The organism is Bacillus bruguierae, assembly GCF_037104725.1.
GTDB lineage: Bacteria > Bacillota > Bacilli > Bacillales > Bacillaceae_G > Bacillus_A > Bacillus_A bruguierae.
Genome location: NZ_JBAWSX010000007.1, coordinates 90,536 through 112,727, shown reverse-complemented (window position 1 = coordinate 112,727; position 22,192 = coordinate 90,536). Strand labels below are relative to the sequence as shown.

The window sequence follows — 22,192 nt, the reverse complement described above, 5'->3', positions numbered from 1 at the left end:
TGCCTTATCCATTTTTACGTTTAGCGAATTGAATATTGTTTTTTTGTACTGTTCTCTCGTTTGGCTTTAGATGTAAAGCGAAAAGGAGAGAGTAAAATGAGTATGTTATCAGTTGAAAATCTTACCCATATGTATGGGGATAAAATAATCTTTCAAAATATTGGTTTTCGATTACTCCGAGGTGAGCATGTTGGTCTTGTAGGGAGCAATGGAGCGGGTAAATCGACATTACTGCGTATATTAGCAGGAGAGTTACTTCCTGATGAGGGAATGATTGAATGGTTTCCTCATATGAATATCGGTTTTTTACAGCAACATATAGATTTGCAGGCTGGAACAACTATTATGGAGTATTTACAAAGTGCCTTTGCCCACTTGTATGATATCGAAAATAATATGCTGCAAATAGCAGAAAAAATGGCAGTAGGTGATAACCTTGAAAAATTGTTAGTGCAATATGGAGAGTTACAAAGTGTACTAGAGCATTCTGATTTTTATCATATTGAGGAAAAAATAGAAATGGTCGCTGCGGGGTTAGGAATTTTAGAACTTGGTATGGATCGTAATGTAGAACAACTAAGCGGCGGCCAACGAACAAAACTGTTATTAGGAAAATTATTGTTAGAAGAGCCGCATGTTTTATTACTAGATGAACCAACAAACTATCTCGATAACGTGCATATTGAATGGCTGATGGGGTATTTGAAAAATTACGAACATGCTTATATTGTCGTTTCGCATGATGAAAGATTTTTAAATGAAATTACGAATGTCATTTATCATTTAGAGCATAAAGGACTGAAACGTTATATAGGTAATTATCAAACATTCATAACAAACTATGAGCAACATAAACAGCAATTACAAGTAGCGTATGATAGGCAGCAAAAAGAAATGGAAAGATTAAAGGATTTTATTCAAAAGAATAAAATTCGTAAAGCAAAACAAGCAAAAAGTCGTGAAAAAGTATTAGCAAAAATAAATCGAATCGGAAAGCCAACTGCTGTGCTGCAACCACGTTTTATGTTTCAGGTGTACTTGGAGCCTGTTAGCCGAATTTTAGAGACGAAAGATATGCAGATTGGCTATAAAGAGCCTTTATTTAGTCCTATTGATTTACAAATAAAGCGAGGTGAAAAAATTGCTATCGTCGGCTATAACGGGATTGGAAAAACAACAATGTTAAAAACATTGCTCGGGTATTTGCAGCCTTTAAGTGGCATAGTGCAAATAGGAGAGAGTGTAAACCCAGCTTATTTTGCACAAGAAGAATTTGCCACGGAGCAAACACCGCTTGAGGAAGTATGGTCATTGCGGCCGGATATGACGCAAAAACAGATTCGGCAGGCATTGGCAAGATGCGGTTTAACAGAAGAGCATATTTTACAGCCGCTTTGCTCTTTAAGCGGCGGGGAACAAACGAAAGTACGCTTATGTGAATTAATGTTGAAAGAAAGTAATGTACTTGTTTTAGACGAACCGACGAATCATTTAGATATTCGGGCAAAGGAAGCACTTAAGGAAGCTCTTATGGAATATGAAGGTACGGTTCTGCTTGTTTCTCATGAACCAGATTTTTATAAAGAATGGGTGACGCAAGTTTGGACGGTGCAAGACTGGTGTAAACGCGCTTAATAGTGGGGAAAGTATTTCTTGTTAATGGAATAAACTATAAAAGAGAGGAGGTGGTGGAGTCATGGATATCTTTTCGATTCTTGCTGAGGAACGTATTCGGCAAGCGATGAAAGATGGTGAATTTGCAGACCTGCCAGGGAAAGGGAAACCTCTTCAGTTAGAAGATTTATCGATGATCCCAGAAGAACTTCGCATGAGTTACAAGATTTTAAAAAATGCTGGTGTGATCCCTGAAGAAATGCAGTTACAAAAAGAGATGTTAAAAATTGAAGATTTATTGGCTTGTTGTCATGATGAGGCAGAGAGAAAACAATTACACGAAGAATTAACAGCGAAATCACTTCGTTTTCAGCAACTGATTGAAAGACGCAAATTAAAAGAAACGGCTTCATTTAATATATACCGCGATAAGATATTTCGAAAATTTTTGTAAGGGAGTTCGTATAATTTTGAAGTAAACAAGAGCTAACAATTGCTATCTGTACTATTAGTTTGAAATTAATCATAATATAGGTAAAAATGTAATTTTATTGGAGGATATGGAGGGAGTTTTGGCGAAATATTTAATTGTGATTGCTTTCCTTGAAAAATATAAATCGTACTCTAGTTGAAGGGTGAAAGGGGGATTTTAGAATGGAAATGGTAGTAGGCGTTATGTTTTTTATTTTACTGTTTGCCATTATTGTAAAGGCAAGTGCATCCAGTGGAAGAAAAAGAGGACGAAAACGATATAATTCCGATTCAACGGATAGTACAGGATATAGTGCACCAATATTTTTTGCAGGATCTAGTGATAGCTCGGGAGATTGCGGAAGTTCTTTTGGCGGAGATGGTGGCAGCTGTGGCGGTGGAGATGGCGGCGGCGGTGGAGATTAATGTAGAAACGCGCCTGAAAAGGCGCATTTTTTATTGTTTTGAAATGTAAACAAACGTTTGATTAGTTGGGGGAAAGCCTTGTGAAATGTATTAAACAAACGTTTGATTAATAAAGAGAAAAAGAGATAAAGAGGGAATATAGAATGGAAAAAAAGCCGAAAGTAAAAAACAAAGGGAAAATGATTGCATTTGCTGTAGTAGCAGGGGGAGTTGTTCTATTTAAGGTGGCGTTAAAAGTAGGGAAATTGTATACGATTCATAATTGGATCGATAAGATATTTTCTTAAATAAGAAAATTGCCTCTTGTAAGGAAGGGGCAGTTTTCGTTAAAATTAGACTGAACGGTCGGTTTGGTGAGGTGTAATGATGAGAAAGAGTGCTGAAGAAATTAAAAGAGAAATTGCTTATAAAGCTGAACAATTATTTTCAAAAACAGGGTATGCAGCAACATCTATGGAAGATATTTGTGAAGTTACTGAGCGGAGTAAGGGCAGTATTTACTACCACTTTAAAAGTAAAGAAGAATTGTTTTTATTTGTAGTGAAACAGCATACGTACGATTGGCTGGAAAAGTGGGCAGAAAAAGAAAAACAATACCATACAAGCACGGAAAAGTTATATGGCCTTGCTGAATATTATGTGGAAGATGTCCAAAACCCAATTTCTAGCACAATTGAAGAATTTCTAACGAGTCAAGTTGTAAGGAAAGATATAATGGATGAAATGATAGCCTTAACTCGTGAATCGTATAGTATTTTTAAGAAGCTAGTCGAAGAAGGGATGGCATCAGGTGAATTTCGCCAAGACGATGTAAATGATCTCATGTACGTTGTGAACGGTCTATTAGCTGGGCTTGGACCATTATATTATGAAATGAATGCAGAGGAAATGAAGCGGATTTATAAAAAAGCAATTGATGTTTTATTACAGGGAATGGCAGCTGGATCGTAATGTCAGCAGCTTTTCTTTTAAAACAAATTAGACTGAACGGTCGGTTTAGTGAAGGGGAGATATGATGAATGCTTTGTTAAAAAATCGAGTGTTTCTGCTTGTAATCGCTTCTGATATTTTACAGCAATTTGCGATTTGGATCCGAAATATGGCGCTTTTGTTTTTTGTTATGGAACATACAAATAATGATCCTGTTGCTGTCTCTTTATTGTCTGTCATGGAATATGCACCTATATTCATTTTTTCATTTGTTGGAGGTGCCTTGGCTGATCGGTGGAATCCAAAGCGCACAATGATTACAGGAGATATATTAAGTACGCTATCTATCGTCATGATTGTTTTCTTATTAAAGCTTGGATATTGGCAAGCGTTATTTGCTGCAACATTTGTGTCAGCGGTCGTCAGCCAATTTTCACAGCCAGCAACTTCACGCGTTTTTAAACATCATGTTGAAGAGGAACATGTTAGTGCAGCCATTGCAATATCTCAAAGTTTACAATCATTGTTCCTTATCTTTGGTCCAGTCGTAGGAACATTCGTATATACACAGCTTGGGTTATTTGTATCATTCTATAGCTTAATCATTATTTTTGCTTTATCAGCTCTTTGTCTTTCATTTCTGCCAGGATGGATGAAAGAAGTAGAGACGCGACAATCTTCATTATGGAATGATATAAAAGAAGGTTGGTTGTATGTGTTACGTTCGAATCCTTTACGAATGTTGGTGGCTACTTTTTCGATTATTGGCTTAGCAGCAGGTTTAGTACAACCGCTTGAAATCTTTCTCGTTGTGGAGCGATTAGGAATGGAGAAAGAAGCTGTCCAATATTTAACTGCAGCTGATGGCATTGGGATGTTAATTGGGGGCGGTGTGGCAGCTATGGTTGCTGCAAAAGTAAAGCAGAAACATCTACTTGTTTTTGGAATGCTTGTTTTAGCAGTCTCATTTGTTGTAGAAGGATTTTCGACTTCGTTTTGGATTACAGTATGCATGCGGTTTATAACAGGAGTTTGTTTAGCTTGTGTAAACATCGTAGTCGGAACGTTTATGATTCAACTTGTAGATGAGAACATGATTGGCCGGGTAAATGGAACGGTATTACCGCTATTTATGAGCACACTGTTAATCGGTGTTTCGCTAGGAGGAGTATTGAAGGAGACAACTTCGCTCGTAATCGTATTTAGCATAGCGGCAGTATTAGGATTAGCAGCTATTTTACCGGTACTTCGAATGAAAATGACACAAAAACAAGAAGGGTAAAAGAGAGGATACACTAGGAAAAGTAAATCCATCATAAGAACGCTCTCCCATATAAGCTGGGAGAGCGTTTTATTATAATGTTTCTGGTTTTTGAGAAGGTTCTGTTACAGAAGTAGACGAAACCTCTGGTACACGTGTTAACAGAAATCCTCCAATGATAAATAGTACGATAACACTTAAAACACCAGCGTTTGTTTTACCAGTTAACTGCGTTGTGACACCGACGAGAACTGGGCCCATAATGGCTGCAAATTTACCAAAGATGTTATAAAAGCCGAAGAATTCGTTTGCGGATTCTTTCGGAATAAGCTTTGCAAAATAGGAACGGCTTAACGCTTGAATCCCTCCTTGTGAAGTAGCAACGAGCATCGCTAAAATCCAGAAATCTAATGTTGTTTGTAAGAAATAAGCGTACGTACAAATAATAATATACATAATAATCCCAACATATAGCATTTTCTTGCCAGTAAATGTTTCAGATAACTTGCCATATAACAAGGCAAACGGACCGGCGACGATCTGCGTGACGAATAAAATAATTATTAAATTTGTTGCGCTAATTCCAAGGTCTGTTCCGTATGCTGTTGACATTGTAATGATTGTGTCGACTCCATCAATATAAAAGAAATAGGCAAGGAGGAAGAAGAAAACTGTTCGGTATTGACGGATATTTTTAAATGTATGAATAAGACGCTTAAAGCTTGTCACAACAGGATTGGGATCACGTTCGATAAAATAGTGTTGTTCCACATTTTTTAACATAGGGATTGTAAAGAGTCCCCACCAAAGCGCTGTAATTGCGAATGAAATTTGGCTTGCCACGCCGACTGATAATGGGATGATCTCTTTTTGCGAAAGAATAATAAGAGTCATGCAGCCGATAAATGGAATCGTGCTCCCAATATAGCCAAGGGCAAAGCCGCGTGTTGAAATACGGTTCATTCGTTCCTCTGTCGTCACATCTATTAAAAAAGCATCGTAAAAAATATTTGCTCCTGCAAATCCAATTAAGGCGAGCATATAACAGCAAAGTAAGAGAATCCACTGCGAAGTTGGTACGACTGCTAACATACTTGTAAAAATAATGCCTAATAGGAAAAAGAATGTGAAGAAACGTTTCTTAAATCCTTTATAATCAGCAATTGTGCCAAGAATTGGAGCGAGTATAGACACCATAAGTGTTGCAAAGGAATTGGCATATCCCCAATATGCAGTTGATGTTGTGCCTGCAAGACCAGCTTCTTTAGCAGCTGCTTTAAAGTAGATTGGAAATATAGCAGTTGTAATAACGAGTGAATATACTGAGTTTGCCCAGTCATATAATATCCAGCTTTTTTCTGGCCTGGACATTTTTTTCATATATGTTCCCCCTCTAATCAATGTAATGTTATTGTACAAAAAGGAATTTGTAAAAAAGATAAACTAACTGAAAATTTACATAATTTTTACATAGCTTTACAATTCCAATAAATCCTCTATAACCGTACCGTCTGTTTCACCAAGATGTAATCCAAGTAATCTTGCAATTGTAGGACCTTCATCAATTAGTCGCATGTGCGGAATAATCGCGCCTTGACGAATTCCTTTACCGGCTGCCATAAAAATCGTTTCGTAATTTGGCTTTGATGGAGAATAGCCGTGGGTACCAAACGTATACTTTTTACTAGAGGTCACATCTTTTCTTGTAATCTCTCTTATAAGGTCTCCAGTATGATTTTCTAAAAAGTAATAGCCTTCTCGTGCTTCCAGCATAAAGAGGCAATTTCCATCGGCACCGAAATCTTTTGCTTCCTCATCAGTTAATAGAAATTCTATGCCGTTTTCTTTATCTTGTATGAGTTCTTGTAGTAAACGGTGTACACTTCCGATTGTTTCTGTATCATTTTTATCTTTTACGTATACATATGCTGAGCCGTCACAGCTTTGACAATAAGCTTTCCAATTTATTACTTCTCCTTTTTTATTTACAGTAAGGAGTCCTTTTTCACGCAATAAGACATTTAATTGGATCGCTTTATGTTCATCTAATGCGCTGTGATCCCCCAGTACAACGATGGTTGTTTCTTCATACATATCGCTTTCGCGCAGCGCATCAATAATTGCACCTAGACGTTTGTCATGGCGATGAATCGCTGCGACTGTTTCCTCAGAAGAAAATCCATGATAATGGCGCTGTGTATCTAAGTCAGTGAAATGAACAAACATAAGATTTGGTTTTTTCTTTTGAATTGTATGTACCGCAGAAGCAAGTACAAAATCATCTAGCTCCGGTTGTGACAACCCATTCCGAATGTGACCAAAACGCTGATTTAATTCTAGTTGATACAATGGACTCCCGCTAAATAAGGAAACGAGCACTTGATTTTGCCATGGACGATTTGGAAAAATTTCTGGCATGTTGTAGTCAATTTTTGCTTTTCCTGTTACCGGCCATAGAAGTGCAGCTGTTTTTAAATTTGCTTTTCGCGCTTCATCATAAAGGGTTGTTCCTTGAATCGAGCGACGGTACCAGTGCCAGTCCGGGGATTCTTTTCCGGGCTGTAGTAATGTATTGTTCACAACCCGATGCTTTGCAGGGTAATTTCCGGTCACAATCGTTGTATGGCACGGATATGTAACAGATGGATAAATACTTTCAACTTTTTCGGCGTATGCACCACGTTTTAGTAAAGAACTGAAGTGAGGAAGGGTTTGTAATATAGGAAAATCTAAAGCTGATAAACAATCAAAAGATAAAACAATAACATGTTTTGCTGCAGGTTTGTTCATAGAAAATACCTCCAAAAGTTCTACAATCTATTTATATATATTACTATTAATACTTGGTAATAAAAACTACTGCTAATAAGAAAGTTTTTTTAGAATTTTGAGACTTATAAACATATAATAGAATTAAGGGAGTGAAAATGATGGAATTTTTTTTAATGAGTAGCATAATCACAACGGTTCTCATTTTTTTTATTTCGTTCACATTACGCAAAAGTTTTCCTAATCGTTCGCTTGATATTTTGTTCGGACTTATTATGATTATCATTTGCTTGGTTGGTTTTTTATGTACGTTATTTTTTATTGGTGGATGGGAAGGCATGGGATATGGTTTCTTATGTTTTTTTCTATTAATTGGAACACTTATTGGGATGATACTTCATCAAATCGTGAAATTTTTCCGTGAGAAATATATGTAACAAAAGTATAAAACAAAATAAACTGAAAATAATATATAAAAATCAAAAAATTCCCTATTGCGTTATAATTGGGTGTGTATTATGATAATCAACAAATTTATATTGTTATGACGATGAAAAAGGATTAGTACATATTCCATCTTTTTGCAGAGAGAGAATCCAGTGGCTGAGAGATTCTTAAAAGACAATATGGAACCTACCTTTGAGTTCTGCGTATGCAGCGGGAATTCCCGTTATCAAACAAGAGAGCATATACATATTGTATATGAATCAGGGTGGTAACGCCGGCAAAAAGCTCGGTCCCTATTTTAGGGATGCGGGCTTTTTTTATTTTTAGAAGGAGGAAAAGAAGATGAAAAAAGAACAAGTACAAGCCATTACAAAAATGGAAGAAGATTTCGCACAGTGGTATACGGATATCGTAAAAAAAGCTGAACTTGTTGATTATTCAAGTGTAAAAGGATGTATGATTTTACGTCCATATGGGTACGCTCTTTGGGAAAATATTCAAAAAGTAATGGATGAAAAGTTAAAAGAAACAGGTCATGAAAATGTATATATGCCAATGTTTATTCCAGAAAGTTTACTTCAAAAAGAGAAGGATCATGTAGAAGGTTTTGCGCCGGAAGTAGCGTGGGTAACGCACGGCGGGGATGAGGAATTAGCTGAGCGTCTTTGTATTCGTCCGACATCAGAAACGTTATTCTGTGAGCATTTCTCGAAAATTGTTCAGTCGTACAATGATTTACCAAAGCTATATAATCAATGGTGCTCTGTTGTTCGTTGGGAAAAAACAACACGTCCATTCTTACGCACAACCGAATTTTTATGGCAAGAAGGTCATACAATTCATGAAACAGCGGAAGAGTCACAGCAAGAAACGATTAACATTTTAAATATATATGCGTCGTTTTGTGAGGAGTATTTAGCGATTCCGGTTATAAAAGGGCAAAAGACGGAAAAAGAAAAATTTGCAGGGGCGAAAGCGACCTACACAATTGAAAGTTTAATGCATGATGGCAAAGCGTTACAAACGGGTACGTCGCATAATTTTGGCACGAACTTCACAGAAGCATTTGATATTAAGTTTCTAGATCGAAATGGGAAGTGGCAATATGCCCATCAAACATCTTGGGGTGTATCAACGAGAATGATCGGCGGCCTTATTATGGTGCATAGTGATAATAATGGACTTGTATTACCACCAAAGATTGCACCAACGCAAGTAATGATTGTACCAATTGCACAGCACAAAGAAGGCGTGTTAGAAAAAGCAACTGAGCTGCAAACTCGTATTCAAAAAGTTGCGCGGGTGAAAATGGATGCAAGCAACAAAACACCAGGCTGGAAGTTTAACGAATATGAGATGAAAGGTATACCAATTCGTTTAGAAGTAGGGCCGAAAGATATTGAAAAAAATCAAGTTGTCCTTGTGCGCCGTGATACGAAAGAAAAAGAATTTGTAGCTATAAATGAATTAGAAGAACGTATTACAAAGTTACTTGAGGATATTCAGCAGTCTCTATTTGAAAAAGCAAAAGCGCTGCGTGAAGAAAAAACGTATACGGCTATTACTTTTGAAGAGATGAAGCAAGTAGCAGCAGAAAAGCAAGGATTTATTAAAGCAATGTGGTGTGGAAGCCTTGCTTGTGAAGAAAAGTTAAAAGAGGAAATAGGCGTTACATCACGTTGTATGCCATTTGAAAAAGAGGAATTAGCTAAGCAATGTGTGTGCTGTGAGAAAGATGCAAAGCATATGGTGTATTGGGGTAAGGCATATTAAAGAATGGATATAGTTACTTGTGTGGCAGTAAATGAGTATAAGAGAAAAAGGTTAGTGAAATGCTAACCTTTTTCAGCATTGTAAAGTGCATTTTCTTTGATTTTATTAAATATTAATAATCTTCAAATAATTATAATAGTGGTATTTATGCTATAATATTAGATGAGAAAATAAGGAAAGGAAGTGAATAGAGAATATAAAAATCCTTATATTCTAATAAATAATGGAAAGAACAACGAAGCAAATAATAGCAGGTACATTTATAGCGACAGGAGCATCTCTTATTTCTACAAATGCTTTTGCACAAGAAGAAAGCACAGCTACAGTAAACGCGACAAATTTAAATATACGTCAACAACCAACAACACAAAGTCCAATTGTCGGACAAGTAAAGCAAGGAACAACTGTAAAGGTATTAGAAGCACAAAAAGATTGGGCAAAAATTTCTTACAATGGTAAAGAAGGATATGTTTCACTGCAGTTTTTAAAGATAGCAGGAACGAAGCCTACAATAGAATCGAAGCAACAACCGAGTATTAATAGTGAACAACGTGAAACGGGTGTTGTAACAGCAGCACGTTTAAATGTTCGTAATAGTCCTGAAATAGGTAGTACTCTTCTTGGAAGTGTTCAAAAAGGAGAGAGTGTTACCATTATAGGAAAAGCAAATGGTTGGGCAAAAATTGAATACAAAGGAAAAGAAGGATATGTTTCGCTAAAGTTTGTGAAGTTAGAAGGTAAGGCAGCAGAGAAGTCGGCAGAAAATATTGTGACAGGTACACAAGAGACAGGAATAGTAACAGCAGTAAGTCTGTGGGTAAGAAGCGAAGCAAACAAAAGCAGTGAAATTCTCGGGGATTTAAAACAAGGCGAGAAAATAACGGTACTGGGGAAAACAAACGGCTGGGCGAAGATTACATACAAAGGAAAAGAAGGATATGTTTCGCTAAAGTTTGTGAAGTTAGAAGGTAAGGAAGCAGAGAAGCCAGCGGAAAATATTGTGACAGGTACACAAGAGACAGGAATAGTAACAGCAACAAGTCTGTGGGTAAGAAGCGAAGCAAACAAAAGCAGTGAAATTCTCGGAGATTTAAAACAAGGCGAGAAAATAACGGTACTAGGAACAGCAAACGGCTGGGCGAAGATTACATACAAAGGAAAAGAAGGATATGTTTCGCTAAAGTTTGTGAAGTTAGAAGGTAAGGAAGCAGAGAAGCCAGCGGAAAATATTGTGACAGGTACACAAGAGACAGGAATAGTAACAGCAGCAAGTCTGTGGGTAAGAAGCGAAGCAAACAAAAGCAGTGAAATTCTCGGGGATTTAAAACAAGGCGAGAAAATAACGGTACTAGGAACAGCAAACGGCTGGGCGAAGATTACATACAAAGGAAAAGAAGGATATGTTTCGCTAAAGTTTGTGAAGTTAGAAGGAAAAGCAGCAGAGAAGCCGGCAGAAAATATTGTGACAGGTACACAAGAGACAGGAACAGTAACAGCAGCAAGTCTGTGGGTAAGAAGCGAAGCAAACAAAAGCAGTGAAATTTTGGGGAATTTAAACCACGGCGAGAAAATAACGGTACTAGGAACGGCAAACGGCTGGGCGAAGATTACATACAAAGGAAAAGAAGGATATGTTTCGCTAAAGTTTGTGAAGTTAGAAGGTAAGGAAGCAGAGAAGCCAGCAGAAAGTATTGTGACAGGTCCGCAAGAGGAAGGAACAATAACGGCACCAAGTTTACGAGTAAGAAGCGAAGCAAACAAAAGCAGTGAAATTTTGGGGAATTTAAACCACGGCGAGAAAATAACGGTACTAGGAACAGCAAATGGCTGGGCGAAGATTATGTACAAAGGAAAAGAAGGATATGTTTCGCTAGAATTTGTACAAATTCGTACAAGTTCGAATGCTAGTAATGGAAATAATGGACAAATAACAGAAGAAAGAGGGATTGTAAATACATCTTTATTAAATGTACGTCAAGGTCCTTCAACAAATACTTCAATTGTAGCGCGCTTGAAAAATGGTGAGTCAGTTTCAGTACTAGGCAAGGAAAATGGTTGGGCGAAAGTTCGAATAAACAGCGTAGAAGGTTATGTTTCTTTACAGTTCTTAAAGTTAAAACAAGCATCTTCTTATGAAGTGGTCACAGAAACAGGAAAAGTTCAAAAATCGAATGGTGTGGAAGCAGAAAAAGAGCTGCAAACAAGGCAAGAAGACGGTTATATTGTTAGCGATGGAAAAGTTGTGGATATGAAACAAGGTTTTGTACGAGCAAATGGTGTGATTAATATTTATGATATTATAACTGGTAAAAAGTTAACATATGTACGAGAGGGAGCTGACTTAAAGTTCGTAAAAGTGGATGGAGATCGTGTACATGTGAAAATTTATGGTACGACAGGATATGTCAATATAGAGGATGTTACTTTATTTCCAAATATGCTTCATGAATCAACGTCATATTATACAGTAAAAAGTGGAAGTCTTTATCATTATGTATATGATCATTCTAAGGGTGAGTATACGACATATAAAATCGGCAATGCGCCGAAGCATTTACAAGAAGGGAATCGCTATGAGGCATTTGATAAAACGCAAATCGGTGGACAAGATAGTTATCAATATTTTGAATATGTGCCGATTCGTGTTACATCTACTTATACAGCGAAAGACATTGATAATTTTTTAATGAAATATAGTGCAGACAGCCCGTTGATTGGAACTGGAGAATATTTTGTTAATGCAGCACAAAAATATAATTTAAATGCAGGGTACTTATTATCTCATGCCATTTTGGAATCCGGTTGGGGAAAAAGTCGTATTGCACAGGATAAGAAAAATTTATTTGGTTTTAGCGCGGTAGATTCTGATCCTTATAACGGTGCAACGGCATTTCAAACATGGGAAGAAGGTATTAACTTCTGTGCTTCGTATATTGATCAAAACTATTTAAATCCAAATGGCTGGACATATAATGGCGGGAATTTGGGGGATAAATCGCAAGGTATGAACGTCATGTATGCAAGTGATGAGAATTGGGGACAACAAATTGCTTCTCTTATGAATAGACTTGATGCCATGAACGGCGGAAAAGATTTGAATAAATATCAGCTAGGTATGCTGCAAGCAGGATCTGTGTTATTTAAAAATGTAGGCGGTGCACAAGCAAGTGTAGCACCTCGTAATATTACAGTTGCAATTAAGAATACGATTCAAACTTCAAGTGGAACATACTATGAGCTAGTTTCTGATAACACAGCGTATAATAGTGTGTATGCGAAAGTAAACTCTGTAAAACTTATATCCTCATATTAAAAAATAGCTAGATTCGTAATGTTGATATTACAGGGAAATCGGTCAATTGAAATGAATTCTTAATCATTTGGCATAAGTGAAGGACCTAGTTCCAGCGCATGAACGATTTATATGTCAAATATCGTCCAAGGGTCTTTATCCCGCATTAACGGGCAGTACAGGTTGTGGAAGCATGGAGAAGAAGACTGTCCGTAAAAGCCCGATTGGGCGGGCTTTCCATCAGTGAGAAAGTCGTCACTGATGGAAGTTTCACTTTATATTGTGTCGAATCGCCGATATATTAGTGGACACGTAAAAGGCCCTGACCGTTTCTATACGCGGCCAGATGTTCTCATTCCCTCCTAAAAAAGAATGGGGTTTTTAGGAGGGGATAATTTTGGAATTGTTTACTTCTTACATTGGTGCAGAGAAATAAAATAGATGTTTTCATATAATCGAAAAATTATTCTTTTTCTCAATCTATGAAAAATGCTACAATATAAAGGAAGAATACAATATTTTCCTAGTTGAAAAATGGTTTGTAGAAAGGAAGAGACTTCATGCCTATTATTTTAGAAAAAGGACAGAAGATCGACTTAACAAAAGGACAACCAGGGTTAACAAAATTACAAGTTGGCTTAGGATGGGATCCAATTGGAAAATCGGGTGGATTATTATCTTCACTGTTTGGAAGTAAGCCAAATATTGACTGTGATGCATCTGTGATCATGCTTGAGAATGATCGATTTTTACATAAACATGATTTAATTTATTTTGGAAATAAATTATCTTCTTGTGGAAGTGTTACTCATTCGGGTGATAATTTAACAGGTGAAGGTGGAGGCGATGATGAAACTATTTTTGTTGAATTACAAAAAGTTCCATCTAGAGTGAACCGCCTAATTTTTGTTGTAAATATTTATGATTGCGTGAACCGTCGCCAAGACTTTGGAATGATTCACAATGCGTATATTCGTATTCAAAATCCGCAAACACGCGAAGAGTTAGTACGTTATAACTTAACGGATAACTACGGTGGAAAGACAACTTTAATTGCTGGTGAAATGTACCGTCATAACAATGAATGGAAGTTCTCAGCAGTCGGAGAAGGAACGCAAGATAAAAATTTAAGTGAAATCGTTACGCGTTATCAATAATTTTTAAGGAGGCGCTATATATGGCAGTTATTTCATTACAAAAAGGACAAAAAGTAGATTTAACGAAAACAAATCCAGGTCTTTCAAAAGTAATTGTTGGTCTTGGCTGGGATACAAATAAATATGATGGACAGGCTGATTTTGATTTAGATGTAAGTATTTTCTTAGTTGGGGCTAATGGTAAAGTTGGCGGAGGGGAAGATTTCATTTTCTATAACAATCCAACTGGAGCAAATGGTTCTGTACAGCATTTAGGTGATAATCGTACAGGAGAAGGCGCAGGGGACGATGAAACAATCAAGGTTGATTTGAAAAATGTTCCTGCGCATATCGAACGCATTTGTTTCACGATTACAATTTATGATGGAGAAGGTCGTCGTCAAAACTTTGGACAAGTATCTAATTCCTTTGTTCGCATTTTAGATGAAGAGAAGAACACAGAGCTAATTCGCTATGACTTAGGTGAAGACTTCTCGATTGAAACAGCAGTTGTAGTCGGTGAATTATACCGTCATAACAATGATTGGAAGTTTAATGCAATTGGAAGCGGATTCCAAGGTGGATTGGCAGCTTTATGTAAAAACTTTGGTTTAGATGTAGAGTAAATAATCTATGTAAATAGAGGTGAATCCCTATGGTCATTCAGTTACAAAAAGGACAAAAAATTGATTTAGGTAAGACAAGCCCAGGCCTTACGAAAGCGATTATTGGTCTTGGATGGGATATTAAACAATATGACGGCGGATCTGATTATGATTTAGACGCATCTGCTTTTTTATTAAATCAAGAAGGTAAATGTACGAAAGAAACAGATTTTATCTTTTATAACAATTTACAATCTCCTTGTGGTTCTGTTACACATACAGGTGATAACCGAACTGGAGAAGGTGCAGGTGACGATGAACAATTAGTTGTTGATCTAAGCAAAGTCCCAGCTGATGTACACCGTATTGCGATTACAGTTACCATTTATGATGCTGAGGGCCGCCGCCAAAACTTTGGCCAAGTTGCTAACGCATTTGTTCGTTTAGCGAATGAAGAAACAAATGAAGAAGTGCTTCGCTATGATTTAGGGGAAGATTTCTCCATTGAAACAGCGGTTGTCTTTTGTGAATTATACCGTCATAATGGACAGTGGAAGTTTAATGCTGTCGGAAGTGGCTTCCAAGGTGGACTAGGTGCGCTTGTAAGAGCGTATGGCTTGGATGCATAAGAAGGAAGCGACTTTCGTTTCCTTCTTTTCCGCTTTTTAGAAATTTAAAAACAGAATAGGAGTCAAGAACTGTATGGAGATTTTACACGGAATTCTTGATACGTATGCCCAATTCTTTGATTTAGATATGTGGGTAAAAGTATTACAAGATCCAGTATCTTGGGGATTAATTGGTACGCTTGTTATTTTGGAAGGCTTGCTATCTGCTGATAACGCGCTTGTACTAGCTGTTATGGTAAAACATCTTCCAGAAGAAAAGCGTAAAAAAGCTTTATTTTATGGACTTATTGGTGCGTATGCATTTCGTTTTATTGCCATCGGAATTGGTATGTACTTAATTAAATTAGCGTGGGTAAAAGTACTTGGTGCTCTTTATCTTGCATGGCTTTCTTTGAAACACTTCATTGATAAATCTAAAGACAATGAAGAAGATGAAGAAGGTCAAGGTATGAAGCAAGACAGCATTCTATTTAGAATGTTTGGCATGTTCTGGGGAACAGTAGTAATGGTTGAGTTAATGGACATTGCGTTCTCTGTGGATAGCGTTCTTGCGGCATTTGGTGTTTCAAATGAAGTATGGATTTTACTTCTTGGCGGAATGCTTGGTATTTTAATGATGCGTGGGATTGCCGGTGTATTTTTAAGATTATTAGAACGTATTCCAGAACTAGAAACGACAGCATATATATTAATTGCAATTATTGCTGGGAAAATGTTACTTTCTGTATTTCATATTGAAATGCCGCATTGGTTATTCTTTATAGTTTTAGTTATTGCATTTGGTGCGACATTTATTTTACATTATATGAAAACATCTCGCCAAACTCGTGAAGAGGTGGCAGCTTCTAAGAAAGAGGATTAATAGGTTAATAGACTAAATGGGTTTGCTCGTCATATGAGCGCCCATTTTTTATAAACGTTTCGTTTGGAGGTGAACAAGTATGTTTTCACGTTTTACATTTCACCCACAGCTACTCGGCGGGGAAGAAGCATTAAAACAGTTTGAAGTCGGTTTAGCAAAGCGGCCGCATTATGAAGTCACAGAGAATGATCTGCATTTTAGCTACATAGGATGTCGCATTCTTGGAGTACCAAATGATACGGATGAGTACTATAATCAATTATTTGAGTATAGTCAAAATGAGAATATCACTGTACTTCATGAACAAAATTTAAATAAAGTCATTCCTTCAGAGAAGCTTCGTGATATTCAAGAAGTTTTTTCACTGCACCAACAGGCAGCAAGCGGTTTAACTGTAAATCGTCTCGTTGCTCATTTATCGGGAAAGCGTTTATTGCCCGAAGTAGATCATCCCGATATACAACACTACATACATACAACTTTCATTTCAATTTTAAAGCTGTACGAAAAACAACATAATCAATCATTAAAAACAGAAGGTTTTCGCCGTTTTTTAATTGATATGATAAAGTTAAGTGAAAATTACGTTTCAAAATGGTTTTCACAAAAGGATTATAAAGTACAAATGCCGCAAATTATCTGGTACGGTGATGCGTCGGAAAGTCGAATTTACTTTTTATACTTCCTTATTATGCTCGGATGTGATGTATTGTATTATCATCCAGAAGGAAAAGATGGTTTTGAAACAATCGATGAAGAAAATCGAACATTTGTGATTTCGCATCCAGGTCGAATTGCATTAGAATCATTTCCGGATAAAAAGAGAGAGCGCGTTGCAACGGTTGCTTATCAAGCCTCAAAAGAGATTGAGCAGGTGCTTCATCATGATAATTCGCTCTTGTATAAACCGTGGCAATTTAGGGCGTATACGCCAGTTGCTCGGACGTTAAAGACAACATATGATGAACTGTTTATCATTACGAAAGAAAAAGCATTTATAAGACCAACATTCTTTGTAGAAAATCAACATATTTATATCCCATCGTTATTTGCAAAAGTGTCTGGTGTCTCTAAAAATGAGAAAGAGTATTTTCAAAGATTAAAAACGTTAACATCATATGAAAATAGTCTGTTAATCAATCAGTTTCCATTTACAAAGGAACAGAAAGCGAATTTTCAATTTCATTATCGTGATGCGTTAAACCGTTCTGGAAAACTTGATGCACAGAACATCATTCAAAGCCATTGGTGGCCACATAAACGCTTACCGGAAGGGTTGCAATATGGCATTGCAGAGGCAATGATTCATACATGTGAAAGCGGGCTTTGCAAAAAAATAGGGAATGAAACAGAGCAAGACATTGCTTTATATGTGTTTGCGCAGCTTTCACAAATTCCACCGAACATACTTGAGCAGCTTGAGAAATTTGATTATTCGCAAGAAGTGCCGAAAATAGTCATATTTAACAATGAGAAAAATGGAGAACTTACGCGTTCTGATGCGGTATTAATGCTCTTTTTAAATCAAATTGGTATTGATGTTTTCCATTTTAATCCGACAGGACGTAATGATATCGAGCAGTACATTGAAGCAGGAGCATTTGATTCCCATTGGTTAGAAGAAGTAAGCTTTGATGTGGAGTTTCACGGCGTTTCGTCTTATAAAAATTTATCAAATACTTTAAAAGGGTTATTCCGGCCATTTTTATAAAGAAAGGAAGATACATATATGAATCCGATTGTATTAGATCCAACAACAGAATTGAATGAACAAACATCACAAAATCTTCGCCTGCAGTTAAGACAAGATCCTGAAGTGCAGCGCATTTATAATGGTGTAGATATAAAAGATCAATTGGAACTCATTGAGTTAGGGAAAGAGCCATCTGTAGAAATTTCAAGGTTTGCAGATCAAATCTTGCATACGATGACATTATCTAAGGTAGAAGATTCGGGTGAGCTATTAAAACAGCTTGGGAAAATTATGGACAAGTTTGATAGTAAAGATTTCGTTGAAGAAAAAAGCGGTTTTTTCTCTCGTTTATTTAAAAAAGGAAATCAAATGATTGAACAAATCTTCAATAAGTATCAAACGATGGGACGCGAAATGGATAAAGTATACGTGGAAATCACGAAATATCAAGATGAAATGAAGCGCTCAATTGGTACGTTAGATGGCTTGTATGAGCAAAACTTAAAATACTATTTAGATTTAGAGAAATATGTTGTTGCGGGTGAAATGTTACTTGAGCGTCTGCAAACAGAATTAGTTCCAATGTATGAAGAGCGCGTTCGTAATAATGATCAACTTGCAGGAATCGAGCTGGAATCATTAAAGAACTCTGTAGAGATTTTAGAGCAACGCATTGATGATTTAGAAAAAGCGCGTATGGTTGCGCTATTAACAGCACCGCAAATTCGCATGATTCAACGTGGTAACAACAAGTTAATCGGGAAAATTAATACAGCGTTTATTACAACAATCCCTATTTTTAAAAATGGTATTATTCAAGCTGTAAATGCAAAACGTCAAAAGCTTGTTGCGGACTCCATGGCAGAACTTGACCGCCGTACAAACGAGCTGTTGAAGAGAAATGCACAAAATATCGCGACGCAAAGTGTAGAAGTAGCGAAATTAGCGGGTTCTTCAAGTATTAAGATGGAAACACTTGAAGAGACTTGGAATATTATTTCGAAAGGTGTTCAAGAAACACAACAAATTGAAGAACAAAACAAACGTGAGCGTGAAGAAAGCCGTAAGCGTATGGCAGAATTAACGGATAGAATTAAGAAAGAAATGCAAGGGTAAGGATAGAAAAGGCAATGAAGAATCTCCTCATTGCCTTTTCAATATTTTTATTATTTCATTTATTAGCAGCGGGACGATACTTAATAATAAAACAAAGCCCCAATCTTTTACTGTTAAAGTATGTACACCAAATATGCTTGCAAGAGGCGGGATCGAAATAATACATACTTGTATACATACGCCGATAAGAAGAGAAAAAACTAAATATTTATTTGTAAATATCCCGATAGAGAAGATTGATTTTGTACGTGATCGTAGATTAAAAGAGTGAACGAGCTGTGAAAAGCTTAGTGTGACAAAAGCCATTGTTTGGGCATGTAATAAAGCATCTTCTGCAATTTTTGATGGAAAGAGAGGAAAAAGATTCGTATCCCCTGTATATAATTTTGCGCCAACAATAAAGGCGATTAACGTGATGAGCCCAATGATAATCCCGTTTAGAATGAGAAATGGTATACTGCCGCTAAATAAGCTTTCTTTTACACGGCGCGGCTTTTCCTTCATAACATCCGGATCTTCTGGATCAACCCCGAGTGATAATGCTGGAAGTGTATCTGTAATTAAATTCACCCACAAAATGTGAATGGGACGAAGGGGTGTAGCCCAGCCGAGTAAAATAGCTAAAAAGAGTGCAATGATTTCTCCGAAGTTACAAGAAAGCAAAAATAGAATAGACTTTTTAATGTTATGATAAATGTTTCTTCCTTCTTCGACTGCTTTGACAATTGAAGAGAAATTATCATCCGTTAACACCATATCTGCTGCACCTTTCGCCACATCTGTTCCGGTAATCCCCATTGCTACGCCAACATCTGCTTGTTTTAAAGACGGGGCATCATTTACCCCATCCCCAGTCATAGAGACGATATTTCCTTTTGCACGTAACGCTTTTACAATTTTTACTTTATGTTCAGGAGAAACGCGAGCAAAGACGTTTAAATGATTAATTTCGTTTGCGAGCTGTTCATCTGAAAGATTGTCTAATTGTGTTCCAACTATTACTTCAGATTCTTTTTTAGCAATTCCAAGTTCTTTTGCAATGGCAAAGGCTGTATCTTTATGATCTCCTGTAATCATAACGGTGCGAATGCCAGCCTTCTTGCACTCTTTAATAGCTGCCTTCACTTCTAGGCGAGGCGGGTCAATCATCCCTACAAGACCAATGAAGATAAGATTTTCTTCTGCCTCATAGATGTTAATATGCTCATTATCGTATTGCTTGAAAGCGAATGAAAGTACTCGTAACGCTTCTGTTGACATCGTTTGTGCTGCTGCTACTATTTCATTTTTATCACTTTCGGTTAGCGGCTGAACAATGCCATCTTTAAAAATATGTTTGCATCTTGGTAAGAGTCTATCGATTGCCCCTTTTGTCATGCTAAAGTAGCTGTCTTCGTATTCATGCAGCGTTGACATCATTTTGCGATTGGAGTCAAAAGGAAATTCACTTAGGCGTTTATGCTTCTTCTCTAAAACATCTTTTTGAAGATCAAAGGCAGCTCCCGCAACAAGAAGTGCAATTTCTGTTGGATCTCCAGTTTGTGATTCAGAATTATAAGATGCATCGTTACATAAAACCATGTTTTCTAATAATAGGCGCTGAACATCATTATTTACGTTTAAATTTTCTAATGCATCATATGTACAGTCACTATAAAAGTTGGTAACTGTCATTTTATTTTGCGTTAATGTACCTGTCTTATCTGAGCAAATAATCGTAACAGAGCCAAGTGCCTCGACAGCTGGAAGTTTACGGATAATGACATTTTGTTTAATCATACGCTGTACACCGATTGCGAGAACAATAGAGACGATAGCTGGTAAGCCTTCCGGGATCGCGGCGACTGCTAAACTAATAGCGGTCATAAACATTTCTAACGTGTCACGGCCTTGGAAAAAGCCAATAAAGAACATGATGATACATATCGCTACAGAGACAAAGCCTAAATATTTTCCAACTTGCGCTAAGCTTTTTTGAAGAGGGGTTGTCTCATCATCAGCTTGATGCAAGAGAGTAGCAATTTTTCCTATTTGTGAATGCATGCCTGTTTGGGTAGCTACTCCAACACCGCGACCATAGGTAACAAGCGTTGACATAAAAGCCATATTCTTTTGATCACCTATTGGTACTTTTTCGCAATTTTTCTTGGAAGGATTATACGCTGCATCTTTATCCACAGGAACGGATTCGCCTGTTAAAGCAGACTCTTCAATTTTTAAATTTGCTGCTTCGAGGAGCCGTAAGTCGCATGGAATATAGCGACCTGCATCAAGTAGAACAATGTCTCCCGGAACGACATTTTCTGATGGAATTTCTTTTAATTCACTATCTCGTTTTACAATTGCTTTTGGAGTCGCCATCTTTTTTAAAGCTTCTAGAGCCTGCTCTGCTTTTGATTCTTGAATGATACCAATTACAGCATTTAAAACGACAACAACAGCAATAATGCTAGCATCAGCCCATTCGCCTACAAAGGCAGAAATAAGAGCGGCAATTAAAAGGACATAGACGAGAATATCATTTATTTGGGCAAAAATACGTTGACCCAAAGTTCTTTTTTTCTTCATCACGAGTTCATTTTTTCCGTATTTTTTTAATCGGGCTTTCGCTATTTCTTCACTTAAACCTTGTTGTTCATTTGTTTCTAGTTCACGTAATGTCTGAGTTTTTGTCTTACTGTACCAATTGCTCATATAAAAGCACCTCCAGTAGAAAAACAGTTAGCAATTGTAGCGTAGAAATTTTGTATTGTAGTATGTACTTTGATGTGAAGTCTTTGATGAGGGGGTTACTATTATTGTACAGTATTTAGAATGTGTGCGAATGAAAGTGGGAAGTTGTCATAAAATTGTTGGAAATGAAAGGAAATGCCTGTGAGAGAGGGATATGTTTTATCGAATGATAAAAATTATTGTAACTACTCAGCTATACCTTTTAGAAATTTAGAAAAGGGTATGATTCTAGTGAAGATGTGCCTCTCTATTACTTGTAAATTCATTTTTTGGCATATAGACTTCTGTCTTGCAAACAGGGCAGGAGCCTGCATTTATTGTCTACTTTTGTTTTCAAACCTTGCACGTGGCAGGAAAAGGACCTGACCGCTCCTATGCATCGCCAGTCCCTCTCGCCCATTTAAAAAATGCTTTTCTGCCTTTTTTTCATAAAGT

At 36.9% G+C, this 22,192-nt stretch carries 18 protein-coding genes and 1 other annotated feature; of the genes, 15 read left to right on the top strand and 3 right to left on the bottom strand.

The genetic code is table 11. The features are described from left to right. Positions 1–96: 96 nt before the first annotated feature. The 6 genes from WAZ07_RS13610 (at position 97) to WAZ07_RS13585 (ending at position 4,723) form a co-directional block, all read left to right on the top strand. Positions 97–1,635 (top strand): ABC-F family ATP-binding cassette domain-containing protein, encoded by a 1,539-nt coding sequence (locus WAZ07_RS13610; protein WP_336472885.1) that lies wholly within the window; start codon positions 97–99, stop codon positions 1,633–1,635. Positions 1,636–1,696: 61 nt separating this feature from the next. Then, positions 1,697–2,068, top strand: coding sequence for a DnaJ family domain-containing protein (locus WAZ07_RS13605; RefSeq protein WP_336472884.1), 372 nt, complete (start codon positions 1,697–1,699; stop codon positions 2,066–2,068). A gap of 200 nt (positions 2,069–2,268) precedes the next feature. Continuing rightward, a complete protein-coding gene (locus tag WAZ07_RS13600) occupies positions 2,269–2,511 on the top strand; it encodes a hypothetical protein (RefSeq protein WP_090917788.1) in 243 nt (80 codons plus the stop codon). A 143-nt stretch (positions 2,512–2,654) separates the two neighbouring features. Continuing rightward, a complete protein-coding gene (locus tag WAZ07_RS13595; RefSeq protein ID WP_090917790.1) occupies positions 2,655–2,798 on the top strand; it encodes a histidine kinase in 144 nt (47 codons plus the stop codon). Positions 2,799–2,877: 79 nt separating this feature from the next. Further along, positions 2,878–3,462: a TetR/AcrR family transcriptional regulator gene (locus WAZ07_RS13590; RefSeq protein ID WP_090917792.1), complete on the top strand. Its 585-nt coding sequence runs from the start codon at positions 2,878–2,880 to the stop codon at positions 3,460–3,462. 64 nt (positions 3,463–3,526) lie between these two features. Then, positions 3,527–4,723, top strand: a complete 1,197-nt coding sequence (locus WAZ07_RS13585) for an MFS transporter (RefSeq protein ID WP_336472974.1) — start codon at positions 3,527–3,529, stop codon at positions 4,721–4,723. Positions 4,724–4,795: 72 nt separating this feature from the next. Here the strand turns inward: WAZ07_RS13585 and WAZ07_RS13580 are convergent, their stop codons facing one another. Both WAZ07_RS13580 and WAZ07_RS13575 read right to left on the bottom strand, forming a co-directional pair. After that, positions 4,796–6,082, bottom strand: a complete 1,287-nt coding sequence (locus WAZ07_RS13580) for an MFS transporter (protein WP_336472883.1) — start codon at positions 6,080–6,082, stop codon at positions 4,796–4,798. 96 nt (positions 6,083–6,178) lie between these two features. Next, positions 6,179–7,492: an alkaline phosphatase family protein gene (locus tag WAZ07_RS13575; protein ID WP_336472882.1), complete on the bottom strand. Its 1,314-nt coding sequence runs from the start codon at positions 7,490–7,492 to the stop codon at positions 6,179–6,181. Between the two features lie 140 nt (positions 7,493–7,632). Here WAZ07_RS13575 and WAZ07_RS13570 point away from each other — a divergent pair, with 140 nt between their 5' ends. The 9 genes from WAZ07_RS13570 to WAZ07_RS13530 all read left to right on the top strand — a co-directional run bounded on the left by WAZ07_RS13570 (position 7,633) and on the right by WAZ07_RS13530 (position 19,024). Beyond that, on the top strand, positions 7,633–7,908 hold the full coding sequence (locus tag WAZ07_RS13570; RefSeq protein ID WP_336472973.1) for a YesK-like family protein: 276 nt from the start codon (positions 7,633–7,635) through the stop codon (positions 7,906–7,908). Positions 7,909–8,012: 104 nt separating this feature from the next. Beyond that, positions 8,013–8,216, top strand: a binding site (T-box leader). A 44-nt stretch (positions 8,217–8,260) separates the two neighbouring features. Beyond that, positions 8,261–9,691, top strand: coding sequence for a proline--tRNA ligase (gene proS / locus WAZ07_RS13565; RefSeq protein ID WP_336472881.1), 1,431 nt, complete (start codon positions 8,261–8,263; stop codon positions 9,689–9,691). Positions 9,692–9,914: 223 nt separating this feature from the next. Then, positions 9,915–13,004 (top strand): SH3 domain-containing protein, encoded by a 3,090-nt coding sequence (locus WAZ07_RS13560; RefSeq protein ID WP_336472880.1) that lies wholly within the window; start codon positions 9,915–9,917, stop codon positions 13,002–13,004. Positions 13,005–13,543: 539 nt separating this feature from the next. Then, the gene (locus WAZ07_RS13555; protein WP_090916849.1) at positions 13,544–14,140 is read left to right on the top strand and encodes a TerD family protein; all 597 of its coding nucleotides are present in this window, start codon (positions 13,544–13,546) and stop codon (positions 14,138–14,140) included. 20 nt (positions 14,141–14,160) lie between these two features. After that, the gene (locus WAZ07_RS13550) at positions 14,161–14,745 is read left to right on the top strand and encodes a TerD family protein (protein WP_090916850.1); all 585 of its coding nucleotides are present in this window, start codon (positions 14,161–14,163) and stop codon (positions 14,743–14,745) included. A gap of 29 nt (positions 14,746–14,774) precedes the next feature. Continuing rightward, positions 14,775–15,353 (top strand): TerD family protein, encoded by a 579-nt coding sequence (locus WAZ07_RS13545; protein ID WP_090916852.1) that lies wholly within the window; start codon positions 14,775–14,777, stop codon positions 15,351–15,353. Between the two features lie 73 nt (positions 15,354–15,426). Beyond that, positions 15,427–16,215 carry a TerC family protein gene (locus WAZ07_RS13540; protein ID WP_336472879.1) on the top strand — a complete coding sequence of 263 codons (789 nt, stop codon included), beginning with the start codon at positions 15,427–15,429 and terminating at the stop codon, positions 16,213–16,215. Between the two features lie 79 nt (positions 16,216–16,294). Then, entirely contained in the window at positions 16,295–17,926 is a 1,632-nt protein-coding gene (locus WAZ07_RS13535; RefSeq protein WP_336472878.1) for a YceG family protein, read from the top strand. 18 nt (positions 17,927–17,944) lie between these two features. Then, entirely contained in the window at positions 17,945–19,024 is a 1,080-nt protein-coding gene (locus tag WAZ07_RS13530) for a toxic anion resistance protein (protein ID WP_336472877.1), read from the top strand. A gap of 27 nt (positions 19,025–19,051) precedes the next feature. On the opposite strand, the gene WAZ07_RS13525 is transcribed toward WAZ07_RS13530, so the two are convergent. Then, positions 19,052–21,718, bottom strand: coding sequence for a cation-translocating P-type ATPase (locus WAZ07_RS13525; RefSeq protein WP_336472876.1), 2,667 nt, complete (start codon positions 21,716–21,718; stop codon positions 19,052–19,054). Between the last annotated feature and the right edge of the window lie 474 nt (positions 21,719–22,192).

Coding starts and splice junctions, on each gene's coding strand:
- WAZ07_RS13545 (WP_090916852.1), top strand. CDS start 14,775: ATGGTCATTCAGTTACAAAAAGGACAAAAAATTGATTTAGGTAAGACA.
- WAZ07_RS13550 (WP_090916850.1), top strand. CDS start 14,161: ATGGCAGTTATTTCATTACAAAAAGGACAAAAAGTAGATTTAACGAAA.
- WAZ07_RS13600 (WP_090917788.1), top strand. CDS start 2,269: ATGGAAATGGTAGTAGGCGTTATGTTTTTTATTTTACTGTTTGCCATT.
- WAZ07_RS13575 (WP_336472882.1), bottom strand. CDS start 7,492: ATGAACAAACCTGCAGCAAAACATGTTATTGTTTTATCTTTTGATTGT.
- WAZ07_RS13560 (WP_336472880.1), top strand. CDS start 9,915: ATGGAAAGAACAACGAAGCAAATAATAGCAGGTACATTTATAGCGACA.
- proS (WP_336472881.1), top strand. CDS start 8,261: ATGAAAAAAGAACAAGTACAAGCCATTACAAAAATGGAAGAAGATTTC.
- WAZ07_RS13585 (WP_336472974.1), top strand. CDS start 3,527: ATGAATGCTTTGTTAAAAAATCGAGTGTTTCTGCTTGTAATCGCTTCT.
- WAZ07_RS13590 (WP_090917792.1), top strand. CDS start 2,878: ATGAGAAAGAGTGCTGAAGAAATTAAAAGAGAAATTGCTTATAAAGCT.
- WAZ07_RS13540 (WP_336472879.1), top strand. CDS start 15,427: ATGGAGATTTTACACGGAATTCTTGATACGTATGCCCAATTCTTTGAT.
- WAZ07_RS13595 (WP_090917790.1), top strand. CDS start 2,655: ATGGAAAAAAAGCCGAAAGTAAAAAACAAAGGGAAAATGATTGCATTT.
- WAZ07_RS13555 (WP_090916849.1), top strand. CDS start 13,544: ATGCCTATTATTTTAGAAAAAGGACAGAAGATCGACTTAACAAAAGGA.
- WAZ07_RS13605 (WP_336472884.1), top strand. CDS start 1,697: ATGGATATCTTTTCGATTCTTGCTGAGGAACGTATTCGGCAAGCGATG.
- WAZ07_RS13525 (WP_336472876.1), bottom strand. CDS start 21,718: ATGAGCAATTGGTACAGTAAGACAAAAACTCAGACATTACGTGAACTA.
- WAZ07_RS13610 (WP_336472885.1), top strand. CDS start 97: ATGAGTATGTTATCAGTTGAAAATCTTACCCATATGTATGGGGATAAA.
- WAZ07_RS13530 (WP_336472877.1), top strand. CDS start 17,945: ATGAATCCGATTGTATTAGATCCAACAACAGAATTGAATGAACAAACA.
- WAZ07_RS13580 (WP_336472883.1), bottom strand. CDS start 6,082: ATGAAAAAAATGTCCAGGCCAGAAAAAAGCTGGATATTATATGACTGG.
- WAZ07_RS13535 (WP_336472878.1), top strand. CDS start 16,295: ATGTTTTCACGTTTTACATTTCACCCACAGCTACTCGGCGGGGAAGAA.
- WAZ07_RS13570 (WP_336472973.1), top strand. CDS start 7,633: ATGGAATTTTTTTTAATGAGTAGCATAATCACAACGGTTCTCATTTTT.